General features: G+C 46.9%; 10 protein-coding genes. 1 reads left to right on the top strand and 9 read right to left on the bottom strand.

All coding sequences use genetic code 11. The annotated features are described in order from the left end of the window. Positions 1 to 45 precede the first annotated feature (45 nt). Genes DW896_RS07530 through DW896_RS07540 form a run of 3 tightly spaced genes read right to left on the bottom strand, consistent with a single transcriptional unit; the run spans position 46 to position 3,206 of the window. Positions 46 to 1,323, bottom strand: coding sequence for a mechanosensitive ion channel family protein (locus DW896_RS07530; protein ID WP_009037162.1), 1,278 nt, complete (start codon positions 1,321 to 1,323; stop codon positions 46 to 48). 27 nt (positions 1,324 to 1,350) lie between these two features. After that, positions 1,351 to 2,364, bottom strand: coding sequence for a DUF4435 domain-containing protein (locus DW896_RS07535; RefSeq protein ID WP_009037163.1), 1,014 nt, complete (start codon positions 2,362 to 2,364; stop codon positions 1,351 to 1,353). 11 nt (positions 2,365 to 2,375) lie between these two features. Beyond that, entirely contained in the window at positions 2,376 to 3,206 is an 831-nt protein-coding gene (locus tag DW896_RS07540; protein ID WP_009037164.1) for an AAA family ATPase, read from the bottom strand. Between the two features lie 139 nt (positions 3,207 to 3,345). Between DW896_RS07540 and DW896_RS07545 the strand changes: the two genes are divergently transcribed. Next, positions 3,346 to 4,257: a DMT family transporter gene (locus DW896_RS07545; protein ID WP_009037165.1), complete on the top strand. Its 912-nt coding sequence runs from the start codon at positions 3,346 to 3,348 to the stop codon at positions 4,255 to 4,257. A gap of 16 nt (positions 4,258 to 4,273) precedes the next feature. On the opposite strand, the gene DW896_RS07550 is transcribed toward DW896_RS07545, so the two are convergent. The 6 genes from DW896_RS07550 to DW896_RS07575 form a co-directional block, all read right to left on the bottom strand. Then, positions 4,274 to 4,858: a Crp/Fnr family transcriptional regulator gene (locus DW896_RS07550; protein ID WP_005824006.1), complete on the bottom strand. Its 585-nt coding sequence runs from the start codon at positions 4,856 to 4,858 to the stop codon at positions 4,274 to 4,276. A 24-nt stretch (positions 4,859 to 4,882) separates the two neighbouring features. Further along, positions 4,883 to 5,986 carry a methylmalonyl Co-A mutase-associated GTPase MeaB gene (meaB, locus tag DW896_RS07555; protein ID WP_005824008.1) on the bottom strand — a complete coding sequence of 368 codons (1,104 nt, stop codon included), beginning with the start codon at positions 5,984 to 5,986 and terminating at the stop codon, positions 4,883 to 4,885. 49 nt (positions 5,987 to 6,035) lie between these two features. After that, positions 6,036 to 7,109: a DUF1573 domain-containing protein gene (locus DW896_RS07560; RefSeq protein WP_005835194.1), complete on the bottom strand. Its 1,074-nt coding sequence runs from the start codon at positions 7,107 to 7,109 to the stop codon at positions 6,036 to 6,038. Between the two features lie 141 nt (positions 7,110 to 7,250). Then, positions 7,251 to 13,148 carry an alpha-2-macroglobulin family protein gene (locus DW896_RS07565; RefSeq protein WP_119993080.1) on the bottom strand — a complete coding sequence of 1,966 codons (5,898 nt, stop codon included), beginning with the start codon at positions 13,146 to 13,148 and terminating at the stop codon, positions 7,251 to 7,253. A 701-nt stretch (positions 13,149 to 13,849) separates the two neighbouring features. Next, on the bottom strand, positions 13,850 to 15,307 hold the full coding sequence (locus DW896_RS07570; RefSeq protein ID WP_119993082.1) for an aminoacyl-histidine dipeptidase: 1,458 nt from the start codon (positions 15,305 to 15,307) through the stop codon (positions 13,850 to 13,852). Positions 15,308 to 15,644: 337 nt separating this feature from the next. Continuing rightward, the gene (locus DW896_RS07575; protein ID WP_119993084.1) at positions 15,645 to 16,631 is read right to left on the bottom strand and encodes a lysylphosphatidylglycerol synthase transmembrane domain-containing protein; all 987 of its coding nucleotides are present in this window, start codon (positions 16,629 to 16,631) and stop codon (positions 15,645 to 15,647) included. Positions 16,632 to 16,685 lie beyond the last annotated feature (54 nt).

The raw sequence follows: 16,685 nt of genomic DNA on the forward strand, positions 1-16,685 counted from the left end.
CCCTATGAGAAATACAATAGATATAGGCCTTTTTGATGGTCGGAATCAAGCTCCTTTTTCTTCGGAAGCAGCAGGCAGTACCCGCTGGAAATCTCTGCCGGACGGAGACTGGAATACCTGCAAATCGAATTCGGGGATGATTGCCAGCACATGGTCGAATACATCCGCCTGCACCCCTTCATAGGGCACCCAATCCTTCAGCGCACAGAAGAAATAAAGTTCTATCGGGATACCGCGGTCGGTAGGCTGGAGTTGGCGCACCATGCAGGTCAGTTCCTGATTTACGTCAGGAAGACTTTTCAAATAAGCCGTCAGATACGCCCGGAACACACCCAGATTGGTCTGGCGGCGTCCGTTGACGAGGATGGAGTTATCGATGCCGTTTTCCACATTGTACTTTTCAATCACTTCCTCCGTCTGCTCCACATAATCTTTCAGTAGCTGTATCTTGCGATATTTTGCCAGCATCTCCGGGGTGCAGAAACGGACGCTGGTCATGTCGATATTGATACTGCGCTTCACTCGCCGCCCACCGCTCTCGCGCATGCCGCGCCAGTTCTGGAAGGAGTCGCTGACAAGCAGGTAAGGAGGGATGGTGGTAATGGTATTGTCCCAGTTGCGCACTTTTACGGTGTTCAACGTTACCTCTATCACCGTACCGTTGGCACCGTACTTGGGCATCTCAATCCAGTCGCCCACCTTCAGCATGTCGTTGGCCGAAAGCTGCACACCGGAGACAAAGCCCATAATGGAATCCTTGAATACCAGCATCAGGATGGCTGCCGAAGCACCCAATCCGGCAAGCAGCGAAAGCGGGTCGCGGCCTATCAGTTCGCCCACGACCACAATGCCGCCCACCAGCCATAGGATGACTTGCATGGTTTGCAACATCCCCTTTAAAGGGCGGTCACGAAATTGCTCCTTCTCACTGTATACACTGTAAACAGCCTTCAGGAACGAGTTAACGAAACTCAGGAAAGTAATGATGATGTAAATAAGGCAGATACGCCGGATGAAATCCATTGCCGATGAACCGACTTCGACAAATGCCAATGGAACAAACAGATAGATGATAACGGGAGCCACCATGCGGCTGAGGTGCACCATCACTTTACGGTCGAATACGATGTCGTCCCACGTAGCCTTGGTCTTCTTCACCAGTTGTGCCACTACCTTCAGCAGGATTTTCCGGCATAGGGCATCCGCCAGGAAAGCAACGGCAAGTATCAGTGCGAAGGCAATGAATTGGTCGAGCATATCAGCCCGGGAAGGGGATATGCCCCACCCGATTAAAAGGTCGTCTATCTTCTTCAATATCTCCATAATCGTATGTTTATCATAACGGCAATCTTATCTACGCGACTGTTCCTCCCGCTCGAGGAACTCCATAATGTCTTCTTTCAACCACTGATAAAGATAAAGGTTCTTGTAGCCGCTGTTTTTTTTCAGCATCACGGATACATTGACCTGACTGTTCTCATACCCCGTCAGTTCGTTGCGGAACTGTTCGTTATGCTCTGCCAGGCGCTTTATCTCCTGCTCGCGTTCACGACGCAGCACCGTACATACCGGGATAAGGATTTTCAGCACTACACAATCCATGATATGGTGTCCTTGGATATAAAGATAGGTATTGTCCGGAGTCAGTCCCAAACGTTCCAACTCCGTGCCCAGCTGCTCCACCCGGTCGATGTAGCGGGGGAAACGGGCTTGCAGTTCGGACAGCTTTGCCGACACCGTCTTTTGCATCTCGTCCAGACTACGGTAAGGATGACGCAGGTTTATCTCCTGCAGGCGCACGCAGGCGTTGAAGTCGTACATCGGGAAGGTATGCGTGTCGTGCTGGCGGTAGAACCAGACATTCCACAGAAACAGCGGATAGGCAATCTGCGAATAACGCTTCAGGAAAGCGGGGAAGTCCAGGATATGCCGGTCGTTCAACGTCGCCTGCACACAGACTTCATGCAGACTGTCGGCAAAGCAGTGGAAGTTCTCGATGGCATAACCGTAAGTCTGGAAGATATAGGGACTCTTGTTTATCCTATGCGACACCTTGGTGGCACCTTGCAGCAGGAAGTCGTAGTCGCTGTCTACACACGCTATCAGGCTGCGCCCCAGTTCCGATGTGTTCAACGTATTCATCAGCACCATCTTCTTGCCCTTTGCCAGGGAGGTGGCCGAGGGAAGCATCACTTGAAAATAACGTTCCTCATTCTCGAACTCAGACAGCAGCGTCCGCCAGAAAGCGATGTCGTCATAGCTTTCCACATACGCCACTATGCGCCTGCGTGCTCTCTTGGGGGACAACTTGCGGGCGGCATCCAGATAGGCGGAAGTAAGGTTATGTCTTAGGGAAGTGGGCACTTGGGTAGGAATTAAGGATTAGGGATTAGGGATGAGATTTCGCTGACTTCGGTGACGGCATCCAGCCAGCCTTCCATGATGACTGCGGGCGAATGGGTGGTGAGGATAAGCTGCACATTGGGATTCAGATTGCGTATCATGCCGATAAGCTTCTGCTGCCATTCGATGTGCAGGGAGGCTTCCGGCTCGTCCATGAAGAGTACGCAGTGGTCATCGTCACGCACCAGCACGGTCAGCAGGATGACCAGCATCTGCTTCTCGCCCGAAGACAGTTTGTAGGGCAGCAGGCGTTCACCGTTCTGATAGAAAACGATGTCGTTGCTTTTGCGGTCTATCGTCTTATGGGTATAGCTGAAAAGCTCGTCAATCATATCCTGGAACTTCCGCTTGGGGAGGGAAAGGGAGGGAGCCAGGCTACGCTGCTCTTCATCACCGCTGAGCAGTTCTATCATCTTGTTGCCGATGTTCACCTGATAGTCCAGATAACGGCGCTGGAGCAGATAGAGCTGCCAGTCCAGTTCCGACTTCACGTTGGCATCGGCCATGCGTGCCGTAAAGTCGCCCATGATAAGGGGACGGTCGTAGCTGCGGATTACATCATAGGGGATAAAGGTGGCTGCAGAATTGTCGAAGTAGACGTGTACGCCGTTCTTCTCGTCACTCTTCACTTCACCCGATGTCTGTTCCAGATAGTTGACCGAACGGTTCAGGATAGTGGTTTTCCCCACTCCGTTGATGCCGGAAAGTATATTGACGTCAGGACGCAGGTCCCAGGCAATATCGTACCGATGCCACAATCCGTGTATTTCGATACGCTTGATGTAATTGGCTTGTACTTCCATGGTTTCTTGCTTTAATTAGAAGCAAATATACACGATAATCTCTTATTTCTACGCCCATGAACCAGAAAAATCATATAATGAAAGATTTTCTCTTTTCAGAAAATAGTTGTTCTTTTGCACCCGCAAAGAACAAAAGAGTATGAACAAGAACATTCAAGGGCATCTGTTCGCCCTTACCGCAAATATCTTATGGGGCTTGATGGCACCTATAGGCAAGTCAGCTCTGGTAGAGTTTTCCGCGTTGTCAGTAACCACATTCCGCATGGTAGGCGCAGCCGCCTGCTTCTGGCTCCTCTCCTTATTCTGCAAACGCGAACAGGTGGACCACCGGGACATGCTGAAGATATTCTTCGCCGCACTCTTCGCACTGGTATTCAATCAGGGTGTCTATATCTTCGGACTCTCCATGACTTCGCCCATAGACGCCTCCATCGTTACAACCACGCTGCCTATCGTCACCATGATAGTGGCTGCAATCTATCTGAAAGAACCGGTCACCAACAAGAAAGTGCTGGGCATCTTTGTAGGGGCTATGGGAGCATTTATACTCATCATGAGCAGCCAGACCACCGGTGCCGGCAATGGCAGCCTCATCGGAGACCTTCTCTGCCTGCTCGCCCAAATCAGCTTCTCCATTTATCTGACCGTATTCAAGGGGTTGTCGCAAAAATACTCTCCCATCACCCTGAACAAATGGATGTTTGTCTATGCCTCCATGTGCTACATCCCGTTCTCTTACCACGACGTGGCTGCCATACAGTGGAGCGAAATATCTACAGCCGCCCTGCTGCAAGCGGGATATGTGGTTGTGGGAGGAAGCTTCCTTGCCTATATCTTCATAATGAGTGCGCAGAGGCTGTTGCGCCCCACTGTGGTGAGCATGTACAACTACATGCAGCCCATCGTGGCCTCAACCGTTGCCATCATCTTAGGATTGGGAGTGTTCAATTTGGAAAAGGGAATAGCCATAGCCTTGGTATTCCTGGGAGTGTACATCGTGACACAAAGCAAGTCACGCAAGGATTTCGAGAAAGAAGGGAAAGCCGTATAAAACAGCCGTTCCACCGTCACAGTACTCCGGCACGTACCCGGCTCAGAGACTCGGGAGTCATTAACAGATAAGATGCTATGTGGTTGACTGAGGCACGCCGGGCTATCTCCGGATAATCCCTGACGAAGCGCGCATACCGCTCGCGTGAGGTTTCGAAACGCCAAGAGTCTGCTTTATATTGGGAAAGCATTAAAGACCCCTCCAATAAATGGCGAAGCAGACGGGCTATATGCAGATAACGCTCAGAGAGTTCGACCAGTCCTGCATACGAAATGCTCCAGATGACGCCTTCCTCCAAGGATTCCAGCTGAAGGCAATTACGGCGTCCGGTGAAAAGGCTGACGATACACATAGCGCCGTCACCGTCGCAGGCAAAGTTCTCTGTAATGTCCCGGCCTTCTTTGAAATAGAACTGGCGAAGCAGTCCTTTCTCTACAAAAACAATATCCCTGGCTATATCTTTTTCACTAATCAACAGTTCTCCTTTGTGCACCTCACGGCGTACAAACAAACCGGCAATGAGCTCCAGCTCCTCAGAAGGGAGTTCATGAAGGCGGCGGGTAAACCGCCGCGCCACTTCCATGTTGTTTTCCTTAGTCATCGATATAGAGAAAGGGATATGCCCCTATTTCTTCAGTTCTGCAAAATAGGTGTCCAGCAAGTTCTTGGCAGCCACAAAAGAAGTCAAGTTGCCCTGTAGCACTTGTTTTTCCTTGCCAGTCAGCATCGCTTCAATCTGCGGATTGTGGTAGAAGCTGTCGCGCAGCTGTTCGTTAATGGTCTCGTACATCCAGTATTTGCTTTGCTCATTGCGGCGGTATTCAAAATAGCCGTTATCTTTCACAAAGTCAATGTATTTATAGACCATATCCCACACTTCTTTTACACCAAGATTATAGAAACCGGAATAAGTCAGCACTTGGGGTGTCCAACCGCTCTCCGGAGCCGGGAAGAGGTGCAGCGCATTACGGAACTGCGTTGCTGCCAGTCTGGCCCGCTCCAGATTGTCGCCATCAGCCTTATTAATAACAATGCCATCGGCCATTTCCATGATGCCGCGTTTGATGCCTTGCAACTCATCGCCCGTACCCGCCAGCTGTATCAGCAGGAAGAAGTCTACCATAGAATGTACGGCAGTCTCACTCTGCCCCACCCCTACCGTCTCTACAAATATCTTGTCGAAACCGGCAGCCTCACAAAGCACAATCGTTTCACGCGTCTTGCGTGCCACGCCACCCAGCGAACCGGCAGAGGGACTGGGACGTATAAAGGACTTGGGATGAACGGAGAGCTTCTCCATACGCGTCTTATCACCGAGAATACTGCCTTTGCTGCGTTCACTGCTCGGGTCAATGGCAAGAACGGCCAACTTGCCGCCGTGTTCCTCCAGTACATGCAAGCCAAATACATCAATAGAGGTACTTTTACCGGCACCGGGCACACCACTGATACCCACACGGACGGAGTTGCCCGAATAGGGCAAACACTTCTCTATCACCTCCTGCGCCACAGCCTGGTGCTCCGGTTTCACACTTTCCACCAGTGTTACAGCCTGGCTGAGTACCGTAACATCACCTTTCACTATACCCTCCACATAGTCTGATACGGAAAGCTCGCGTTTCTTCCGCCTGGGACGGTTCTTCAAGTAAGGATTGACCGATGAAGGTTGCTCAATGCCTGCATTGACAACCAAGCCTTTATATGCTTCATTATTTTCGGGATGTTCCATGGCTATTTGTGAGTTATAAGTTATGAGTTATGAAGGACTTTACGACTTCTTATTGTTTTGCTTTAATGTTGATTTCAACTTTCGGCTGCATCGGGTCATTGGTAATCATCAGCAGACGCAGATGACGGCGCTTCTTGCCTATATTCTTCTTCACTACCGTTACCCGCAGGCGAGTGCTTTCACCGGGTTGCAATACACTCTTCTTGAGGTTAACTCCCACTGCCGGGTGGAATACCTGGAGCTTGTTTATCTGTAAAGGAGAACGCCCGGTATTGGTAATGGTAATATCTTGACGTGCTTTTGACTTCTTGGCCAATATCGCACTCATATCAACTTCTTTGGTAGAAAGGCTGATGACAGGAGCATTTGCCTTCTCCACTTCCGTCATTCCGGAGAAATCCGGTAAAAGAATGGCAGAAACGGGAATTTCGTTTTCATCGCCCACCTTGTCACCGGAGAAGCGAGAAAGATAGACCGACGCTTGAGTCAGTCCGAGGTCAGTCAGTCTTTCCGAATTCAATGTAAGTGTAATCACTCCTTTTTCTCCCTTTTGCAGCACGTTAGGTTCTACTTTTGTCTGCAAATAAGGGGGCAGATGCATCAGTACCGGTTCATAAGGACGGTCGGAAAGATTGACCACGCCGATATGAATCACCGGCTGCTCACCATGCTGAATATCGGGGAAGTCAAGGCTGTTCTTGTCAATACGTATCTGACCGATAAGATAGGGATGCGTCTTGGTAAAGTCCTTGATTTCCTGTACTACTTCACCATTGAACTTCAAATAGACCAGATTGGGTTGCGCATTGCTGTAAATAGCCACGGATTTCTGGAAATGTCCCAATGCCTTGGCGTCAAAAGTCACATTTACTGTTCCTTTTGCCCCCGGAGCAATAGGCGTTTTTGTCCACTGGGCCACAGAGCAGGCGCAATCCGGCTCTACTTCTGTAAGCACTAAAGGCTGGTCACCCGTATTGGTGATGGTATATTGCACAGTCACGGGATGCTTCCATTCTATCTGGCCGAAACTGTACATCTCTGTATTCGAGGTAAAACGAGCTTGCGCTACAGCAGTCAATACCACACTTGCAAGCACATATAAAGTTATCAATATCCGCTTCATCTATTTTTCTTAATATCAAGATTTCCTAATTCTGCCACTCTCATTCAATATTAGTCGGACAAAAATAGGTGTTTTTAGCGAGAGTACCTAAAATAGCGGAGCGCAATTTGTACAAATTGCGCTCCGCTCCATACTCTATTGTTACTTTATTACAATTATCCCTCCCGCCGAATGCGAAGCATACTCCGGAGCATACGCACACTGTATCGTGGCCAGCCCCGTTTCGTATGTTCCGCCACGGGCTATGCGATAACTGTGCTCTAAGACATAAACGCCTTTGCCCAAATGGTCGAAGAAGAAATTGGTTGCGGCATCTTCCACTTCTGCATAATAACCGAGGCCATTACTCCAACGATAACCGGAAAGCGAGCCTATAGGTTCAAAGCAGGCACCCCGCTGGTCTTTCAACTGAACAAAATCCATAGTACGGTCCAAGCGGATAGTCAAACGGGCCACTATTTTATCACCGACGGATAATACGGTCCCTTCCGTAACCGGTTGCAAGGACTTGCTACCACCGGCCGATATACGCTCTACATAAAGTTTCTTCTCTACATTCAATTCACCCCCCTGCTGCTTTACATCAGATATGGGTGACAGATACTGGGCATAAACAGCTCCCCAGGCAATGCCTGCATCCCGTTTCTCTACGGTGACGGTTTTAGCTTTCAGCTCCGGACTTCCTTGAGCGAAGGTTTCCTTGACATAACCCAAACCCGGGATTATGGTCTTTGTAGGCGACAATGTTTCCAAAACTTTGTTACCTAACGTGATACGTACGTCTCCCCGACTTTCCAGCAGATTAGTACCTTGACAAAGCAATGCATAAACAGCATCAGCCGTTGCAACCGGAGAATTCCAACTGGTAGTCTGCTTCTGTTTCAGCAGCCAGAGTTTCATTTCCTCCACCAAAGCATCGTTGCCACCTGCCATACGCAGGGCTTCCATTACTTCCACATGGGCAGGGATGGGCAGCATACCCCAGTTATACGGATTTGCTTGGAAAGCAAAGTATGCACCCAGTTCATCCGTCTGTACCAGATGTTCCTTGAGGGAAGCGATGAATTCATTCGCCTCGGCTGTACGCCCTACTGCTTTCAGGATGATGGCAGACTGCGCCTTGCTGCTCATGGTTCCATCTTTAAGATTGGCACCTACTTTTGATAGGAAATAGCGGTAAGCCGCTTGATTGTCTGCCGGCACTTGTTCGCCGCTAAGGGCTATCAGATATAGATATGTCATTGCCGATTCGGAGTTGGCAGTAATTCTGGTGCCATTTTTTTCGGCTTTACGGATATTGCGATACTCTTCCAAAGCCTGCCGATTCAAATAGCCGAAAGCTTTCTGCCGCATGGCGGCAACTTCTTCAGACAGTCCATTTTTCGTCAGCAGAGGAAGACGAACAAGTAATTCTGTAATATAGCCAGTTATATAGCGGCTACCGGACATTCCCTTATACCAGCTCCATCCACCGTCTTCACCCTGCAATTCTTTCAATTTGGTAAAAGCGGAAAGATTGCGGTTATTCAGTTGGTTGATATCAAACAACGTGGCAATACGTGCCTGCTGTTCGGCTTCAGTAGTAGCTTCCAGTACCCACGGAGACTCGCTGAGCAGGATATTCTTCACATCCTGATTCTTCTCCAACTGGCTGAGGAAGGTTTCTTTCGTGCCACCGGCAGCCTTCCAACTGTCAAATACAGTCTTAATGCGGGGCTGGCTGTTGGCAATGAAGCCTGCCAGACTATTGGCATACCAAGCTGTAGCCCAAGAAATGGCATTATCATTGGCAGGCAGGCTCAATGCCGGCAACGCTTGTACAGCATACCAAGCCGGATTCCCGGTAAATTCTACAGTCAGACGACGGTCTGTCGCTGTACGGCTATTACGGTTGAAAAGGCTGTCTAATGAGAACGTACGGGTTTCCTCGCCACGGATAGGCATAGCAAGCGTTTCTGTAATATACTCCTTATTACTTAATACGGGCAACAGATGCTGCTCGCCATCGCTAAACGTACCTCCATCGGCAACCATACGAATACCAAGCAAATCATAGCGGTCGGACACTTCGAAATGGAAGTTGACAGCAGTATTTCTTCCTGCTTCTACCAAGAATTTCTGACGTTGAGTAGCAATAACTTTCTCCGTCATAGGGTCGAACAGTGTGAATACTGCTGTTCCTTTCACCGCTTTACCCGTCAGATTGGCTATTGTTCCGGCTATCTGCGTTTTATCTCCAACGCGGACAAACCGAGGCATATTCGGAGTCAGCATAAACTCCTTGGCAGTTACAACGGAAGCATCCAACATCCCAGTCAGCATATCCTTAGTATGTGAGTAACCACGGAAATTCCAACAAGTCAAGCTCTGCGGCATCGTAAAAGAAAACGCAAGCTCCCCTTGTTCGTTTGTACGAAGTTGAGGATAAAAAAAGGCTGTTTCGGCAAAGTTGGTGCGAAGCCCCTCAATAGGTTGCAAGGCCTCGCCAACCGGTATCGTTTCCGATTCAAAAACAACATCTTCCACCGCGTCTTCCGCTACTTGTGCAGGAACATATTTCACTTCAACAGCATTCCCGGAGTCTTCTTTGGCAGCAAACATCGGCTGGTTGGCACCACGTATTCTAAGATTACCGGTCAAAGAGCTATTCCGGGTAGTCCCATACCCCACAACACTTACTTCTTCCAAAAGCGCATTGTCTTCTACCATCACTATCCGCATCCTCCCATCCATATAAGGAGAACAGAAGTAGTCAAACGACCACACCGGAACCCTCCAAGCCTTCAACGGGAAACAAACGGAGAAGTAATTGCTATTATAACGGCTCGCACCACGGAATGCCCCATACAGATTATCCGGATAGAAAACCCGTAGTATCTGGTTACTCTTATAAATCTTATCCAGTGAAGCGTCGTACATCGTAGCCAACATCTCAGCCGCAGCAGGCATACCTTGAGGCGTCTTTATGACGAGCTTCCACTCTTCTTCCTGTCCGGGACGCAAACGGTCACGGAACACTTCCCATTTCATGTCGAGAGCACGTTCCGGCTCCCGCTTCTTCAGTTCAACCTGATGACTGTACATCTCTCCAGCTTTCACAAAACTGAAAAGAATGGTGATTCCCTTGCCATATGCTTCCTTATAAGGGAATTCCATACGAATAATAGTATCATTCAACTGCAACACACGGCTTTCAATGCGTTTTCTGTCACAAAAGACATCCATCAGCACATATGCATCCCGATAAGAAGTCCCCAAAAGAAAAGCGGCAGGGTACTGTACATCAAATTCCTCATTTTCTTTATAATAAAAGAAATCTGTAAACGCAGCCGGACGCTTGTCACTCTTTGAAAAGAGCATGAAACTGTCACTGCCATATGCCCCGTTATTCTCTTCACGTCCCAAACTATCACGTACAGAAAGTTTCAAGCGATAGTTACCTGAAGGAAGCTTGTTCCAAGCCGAAAAATCCTGGAGCCGATTGGCTGTGAAGGTACCCTCCAATACAACATCATCCAAAGGTTCAGAACCTGCAATATTCCTTGCCCCATTTTGTTCTGCAAATGGATAAAGGCAATAGGAACCTTCAATGTGCTGAGGAATATTCATTACATTATTCACTCCAAAAGTGAAAAGCATACTGTCTTCCTTACAAACATATTGAGGCAAGCGAATATCAAAGGAATAAGCCTTAGGACCTGCCAACAAGTTATACGAAGCGGATTGCGTTTCACCGGCCTCATCCGTCACCACCGCCTTCACATGATAAGTATACACACTCCCATACCCGTCTGTATCTACAGCCGGAGCTTCCAAAGTCAAGGGTATGGAAAAATCCCCGTTGGTATCCAATTGTATGGTGTCAGACAATAATGGTTTATCAGCATTGCTCCAATAACCAGGTCTCGGATTCCGGCGAGTCACCGTATATGCCAATGGCACATCCTGCACCATCATGCCATTGAAGGCCTTGACATTTCCTTTCAACACAACCTTGTCACCCAGCCGATAAGCTTCCGAAACCGGAGTGAAGGCAATCTCGAACGTAGGTCGCTTGTACTCCTCTACCCTAAAAGTGACGGTAGATTGAGGCTCTTTGGTTCGTATGCTGAACATGCCATTCAGGCAAGCTGCCGGAAGTACAAACTCCGTAGCAAAAGAGCCGAAATCATTGGTCCGCCCCTTCCTGGTGGCAAGTTCCTTGCGGTTGGCATCCAACAAGACAAGCTCATAATCAACTCCTTGTAGTACCTGGGCGCTATCACTATTCTGCTTGTAAGCTATCCCTTTTACATGAACGGTCTGCCCGGGACGATAAAGCGAACGGTCTGTCAGCAATGCCATCTGCCTCCAATCTGTATCCTTAATACCGTAATAAGGATGATTCATATAAACGTTCTGCGGCATCATGGCTGTGTCTCTGCCTTTACGCGCCACATAACTTCGGATTTCACTCTGCCAGGGTAATACAGCTTCCCCCCCGGCATCAGTCAGTACCTCTGCCATCGCTTTTCTATTCTTCTCATCATAAGAAGAGTAGAAACTCACCTTGGCACCAGCAATCGGCTGTCCACTACGGGCATCCAATGTAGCCACTTCCATACGGTTGTCACCCAAATCCAATGTCAGTACCTTGAAGCGGGTAGATACCAGAAATTTATCATCTGTACGGGCCGTTTCAGTATCAGGTACTATTTGAAGAATATAGACTCCCGTTTCCCGAGGAATCATGAACTTAAATACAGTGTCCGAGGCAAGATAAGGGACATCTTCAGGCAATTTATCCTTGCCTGGCAACGGCTTTAAGCCAAAATGCGTGGAAGAAAACTTCCGGGCATACTTTCTATAAGTATCTTTATTTATACCATGGTCCATCCAAGGTACTTCACTTAAAGTAGTGGTATATAAGTTGAGAGTGAAGCCCTCGACATTACGATAATGCAGCCTCATATTCACCGAATCGCCGGGATAACCGCTTTCATTCATAGTCAGAATGAGTTCAGGCTGTAAAATCTGTTCACGGATATTTTTCAACTCATTGATACGCTTATACGCAGGATAGCGCTTCAAGCCTTCTTCACAGACTTTTAGAGCCTCATCAGCGCGTTTCGGTTCCAAACGGCGCAGGTGGTTGGCTTTATGAATGTAAACCTCGGCACAAACCTCTCGTGAACCGTATTCCTTTATCAATTTATTCAAAACCTCAAGATATTCCCGATTAGCCTTTTCCTGACGCATTCGGAAAGTAGGATAAGGCTGCTGGCTGATACCACCGGTCAACTTCCAGTTCCAATAATCAAGAGAACAGAGCAACATAGCATCTTCCGAACCAGCACGATGGCGATAAGCATTCATCATATCCAGATAAATCCTTTCGATACGGGTCTGTACCAAAGAATCCACGCTGAAACCATCCAGCTGCCGATAAGCATCAACAGCACGGCTTACCAATAGATGGTACATATCGTGCCCATAGAACCGGCTACCGTCTTCCAACACCACAAAAGGCACATATTGTTCTGCAGATGTATTGAGCAAGCGGATGGAATCCTGCAAGGATGCACGGTTACACCTATCTATTTTATCCACAAACTGGCTGATACTCCACTCACGGATATCTTCTGGAACCTCGTCAACAGTCAGTAAAGTACGTGACAGCAAGACACGGCGATTCTTCCGCATCAAGTCAGCATATTCATATGCCAACAAAGAGTGTAGAATAGCCTTGTTCACCGGATTCCTCTCCGATTGTGCCCAAGATTCCATATATTTCAGACTGGAGTAAAGGCTGTCCGGAGTCAGCCCCTCTTGATAAGTCTCCCTACAAATGTAGGCTTTCAACATTTGCGGAGCATTCTGCTCTTGCCGACCTTTCCGATAGATTTCATCAGCCAGTTTTATCACTGTTTGAGGCAGGCTTTTCTTTTGAGCCTGCTCCACCTGCTTCCACAACTTATCGTACGTCTGCGCATACAATGCCGAAGCCCCAAATGTAACCAGCAGCAACAATATGCTACAAATTCTTTGAATTACTCTCATAATTATTCGTTTGTTAGTCTTTGTATTAATAACAAAGGAAGTGAATAAAGTTCAAACAAATGTACTTTTGGACATAAAAAATCTTATTCTACTCCTACAAAAAAACAAGGGATATGTTTGCAAACATATCCCTTGTGCTATACTTAAATGTTAGTGTACTCACATTTGGAGGCTATAATATCTCATTGCCTCCATCCAATTCTTACCAGCTGCGGCAAGAATGTGCTTAAATGAATTTGCAATCTTCTTTTTCATAATCTTAAAAAATTAAACTAATACCTGAAAACTAAAATTCAATACTTCACGAAAGGGGGGGAATGCTTAAAGCATTACGTAACCCCAAATGTTCTTATCGGCTTCGCCGACATGCTTAAAAAAACTCTTTAACATTTTCATTTTGTTATCCTCCTAAAATCAATCTTGTTATCCTTAAAAAATCTACTAGTTTTCTATTGTTTTCATGTTTTACAACACAAAAATAGAGCCTTTGTTCAAGACAACAAGCAAAAAACGGATAGAAAACATGTTTTATAACACATTTCTTGACTTAGGTCAATTTTTAGGGAGAAAGTGCAAGGATATTGACATACCATTGTAATAAGTCTGGGACATTCTGGCAGAAAGAGGACAAACTGTCACAGACAAAAAAGGCAGGATACTTAATAAAGCACCCTGCCCCTATTCATTACACAAAGTATTCTCTACTTTTCAGGAGTCTGCTCCAATGTAGCCACCAAGAAATCATAGAACTTGGAAACAGTAGGAATTAACGCACGCTCGTCCGGTGAATGCGGAGAACGCAAAGTGGGACCGAAAGAAATCATATCGAGTCCTGGACAATTGGCACCAATAATACCGCATTCCAGACCTGCGTGAATAACCTTCACGGCAGGTTCCACACCAAACTGCTGCTTATAGGACAGCTTCATGGCATGCAGTATGGGAGAATCCACATTGGGTTGCCATCCGGAATAGCCACCACTCAACTCCACCTTCATACCTGCCATAGCGAAACAAGCTGTCAGGCTGTCTGCCAGGAAATCCTTCATCGTATCGCAAGAACTACGCGCCAAAATACGAACTTCGGCCTTACCATCTGCAATGATTACGATAGCCAAATTAGAGGAGGTTTCTACAGTATCGGGAACAGTAGGAATCATACGCATCACACCATTCTGGCAAGCCATCAACACGTTAATCATATTATCCTGGATTTCTGAGGGAACAACGGCAGCGGGTAGAGTCACCTCTTCTACACTCAGGGTAATACCACTTTCAATCGGAGCATATTCGTCATTCAGTTGTGTCTCGTATTCCTTCATATAATCTTCCAAACCGTCCATATCCTCAGGATTGAACACCAATACCGCATGTGCTTCGCGGGGGATAGCATTACGCATATTACCACCTTCAAAACTTGCCAGCTGGGAGTCAAACTCAATCAGCAAATCATGTACGATGTGTGCCAGCAATTTATTGGCATTACCGCGCCCTTCATTGATTTCCAAACCGGAATGACCGCCACGCAAACCTTTCAACGTAATTTTACGAGCAACGAAATCGACCATAGGCATCTCCTCCTTATATTCCAAAGTAGCAGTAATATCAAGACCACCGGCACAGCCGATATAGAGTTCTCCTTCGTCCTCAGAGTCAAGGTTCAGCAGAATTTCCCCTTGCATAGTTCCCGGTTTCAAGCCGAATGCACCATACATTCCCGTTTCTTCATCCTTAGTAATCAGAGCTTCCAATGGACCATGCTTCAAGTTATTATCTTCAAGTACCGCCATAATGGCAGCCACTCCCAAACCATTATCTGCCCCCAGCGTGGTTCCTTTGGCTTTCACCCAATCACCGTCAACATAGGTTTCAATGGGATCTGTTGTAAAATCGTGGATAGTATCGTTGTTCTTCTGGGGCACCATGTCCATATGCGCCTGAAGGATGACGCCCTTGCGGTTTTCCATACCCGGAGTGGCAGGCTTACGAATAATAACATTGCCGACCTCGTCGACAAATGATTCCAACCCCAAGCCTTTTCCAAAATCAATAAGGAATTTGGTAATCTTCTCCATATGTCCTGACGGACGGGGAATCTGGGTCAGTGAATAAAAGTGCTTCCATACATTCTGTGGAGCTAACTGTAAGATTGTACTCATAATTCTAAAAAGTTAGTTTTCGCAAATATAACGGTTTATTCTCGGAAAGTACAATAAACCGGGATTTTTCTAAAGTACTAAATCATCGGCTATCTTAAATATGGCTTTTACATCATTTAGGAATTTCTCCCGCTTCCATATACAAGCAACAATATCGTTTAAAGAAACCAATCTTCCAACAACCTTTACGACTCCAGTACATATAAGGAAATGCCGAAGTTATTGCAAAGAAGTATTACAGTACTTTTAAAGGAGTACTACAGTGGTTCTCTATAAATAACTGTTTCTGTCCTCTAACATAAGAAATAACAATATAGGAACCCACCACAAGAAACGTCTATTTCTTTGTCCTATTCGCCAACACCAGGTGCAACGACCCGTAGATGCCCAGCACTATCACCAGCAACGTCTGTATGCCATGCACTATCAGCGCAAAGATACCCGCATCCGTAGCATTTACCCCATAAAGCATCATCATAGTGATGACAGCAAAGTGCCAGGGACCTGCCCCGTTGGGCGTAGGAACAATGACTGCAAACGTTCCTCCGACAAACATCACCATTCCGGCAAGGAAACTAAGGTGCTCTGTAAACTGGAAGCAATAGAAAGTTATATAGAAATGATAAAAATAGCATAGCCAAATAAGTAAAGTGTAAAGAACAAACAAAGGCACATTCTTCACATTCTTAAGCGACATCACACCTTCCCATATATTCAAGACTACCCCCTTCACCTTTTCAAAAAAAGAGAGCATACGCAACAGAAAATAGAGAAGTACCAGAACACCAATAATAGAAAAAAGAGCCACATAAAACCAAGGAGAAGTCACAAGATGCATCAGTGATGGAATCTTGGTGCCCGTCTCCTCAAAAAAACGGAAAAAAACGGGCATCTGCACCAAAAAAGTAATCCCCGTAATCAGCAGAATGCAAAGCGTATCTACCAACCGCTCTGTCACCACCGTCCCCAAGGACTTCGCAAAGGAAACATTATCATATTTGGCAAGTACTCCACAACGTGAAACCTCTCCCACACGAGGCAGTACCAGATTGGTGGCATAAGATACGAAAATGGCATCGACGCAATCGCTTGTTTTGGGATGAGCATCCAGAGGCTCCAAAGTCTGCTTCCAACGCCAGCCTCGCAACACATGGCTCATCACACCGAAGAACAAGGACAACAACATCCACCACCAGTTCGTCTGATGAAGTAGAACTTCTTCTGCCTTTGAAAAGTCAAAATCACGATATACCCAATAGAAGATAAAACCACCCAATAAAATGGGTAAGATGATTTTCAACGTCTTTTTTAGCAGCTTATTCATACGATATTCCCAAATTCTTCATTCTTCATTCTTCATTCTTCATTGAAAAGAACT

It is taken from the genome of Bacteroides sp. AM41-16 (assembly GCF_003603495.1).
In the GTDB taxonomy this organism is placed as follows: Bacteria; Bacteroidota; Bacteroidia; order Bacteroidales; family Bacteroidaceae; genus Bacteroides; species Bacteroides uniformis.

Coding starts and splice junctions, on each gene's coding strand:
- DW896_RS07530 (WP_009037162.1), bottom strand. CDS start 1,323: ATGGAGATATTGAAGAAGATAGACGACCTTTTAATCGGGTGGGGCATA.
- DW896_RS07540 (WP_009037164.1), bottom strand. CDS start 3,206: ATGGAAGTACAAGCCAATTACATCAAGCGTATCGAAATACACGGATTG.
- DW896_RS07545 (WP_009037165.1), top strand. CDS start 3,346: ATGAACAAGAACATTCAAGGGCATCTGTTCGCCCTTACCGCAAATATC.
- DW896_RS07550 (WP_005824006.1), bottom strand. CDS start 4,858: ATGACTAAGGAAAACAACATGGAAGTGGCGCGGCGGTTTACCCGCCGC.
- meaB (WP_005824008.1), bottom strand. CDS start 5,986: ATGGAACATCCCGAAAATAATGAAGCATATAAAGGCTTGGTTGTCAAT.
- DW896_RS07560 (WP_005835194.1), bottom strand. CDS start 7,109: ATGAAGCGGATATTGATAACTTTATATGTGCTTGCAAGTGTGGTATTG.
- DW896_RS07565 (WP_119993080.1), bottom strand. CDS start 13,148: ATGAGAGTAATTCAAAGAATTTGTAGCATATTGTTGCTGCTGGTTACA.
- DW896_RS07570 (WP_119993082.1), bottom strand. CDS start 15,307: ATGAGTACAATCTTACAGTTAGCTCCACAGAATGTATGGAAGCACTTT.
- DW896_RS07575 (WP_119993084.1), bottom strand. CDS start 16,631: ATGAATAAGCTGCTAAAAAAGACGTTGAAAATCATCTTACCCATTTTA.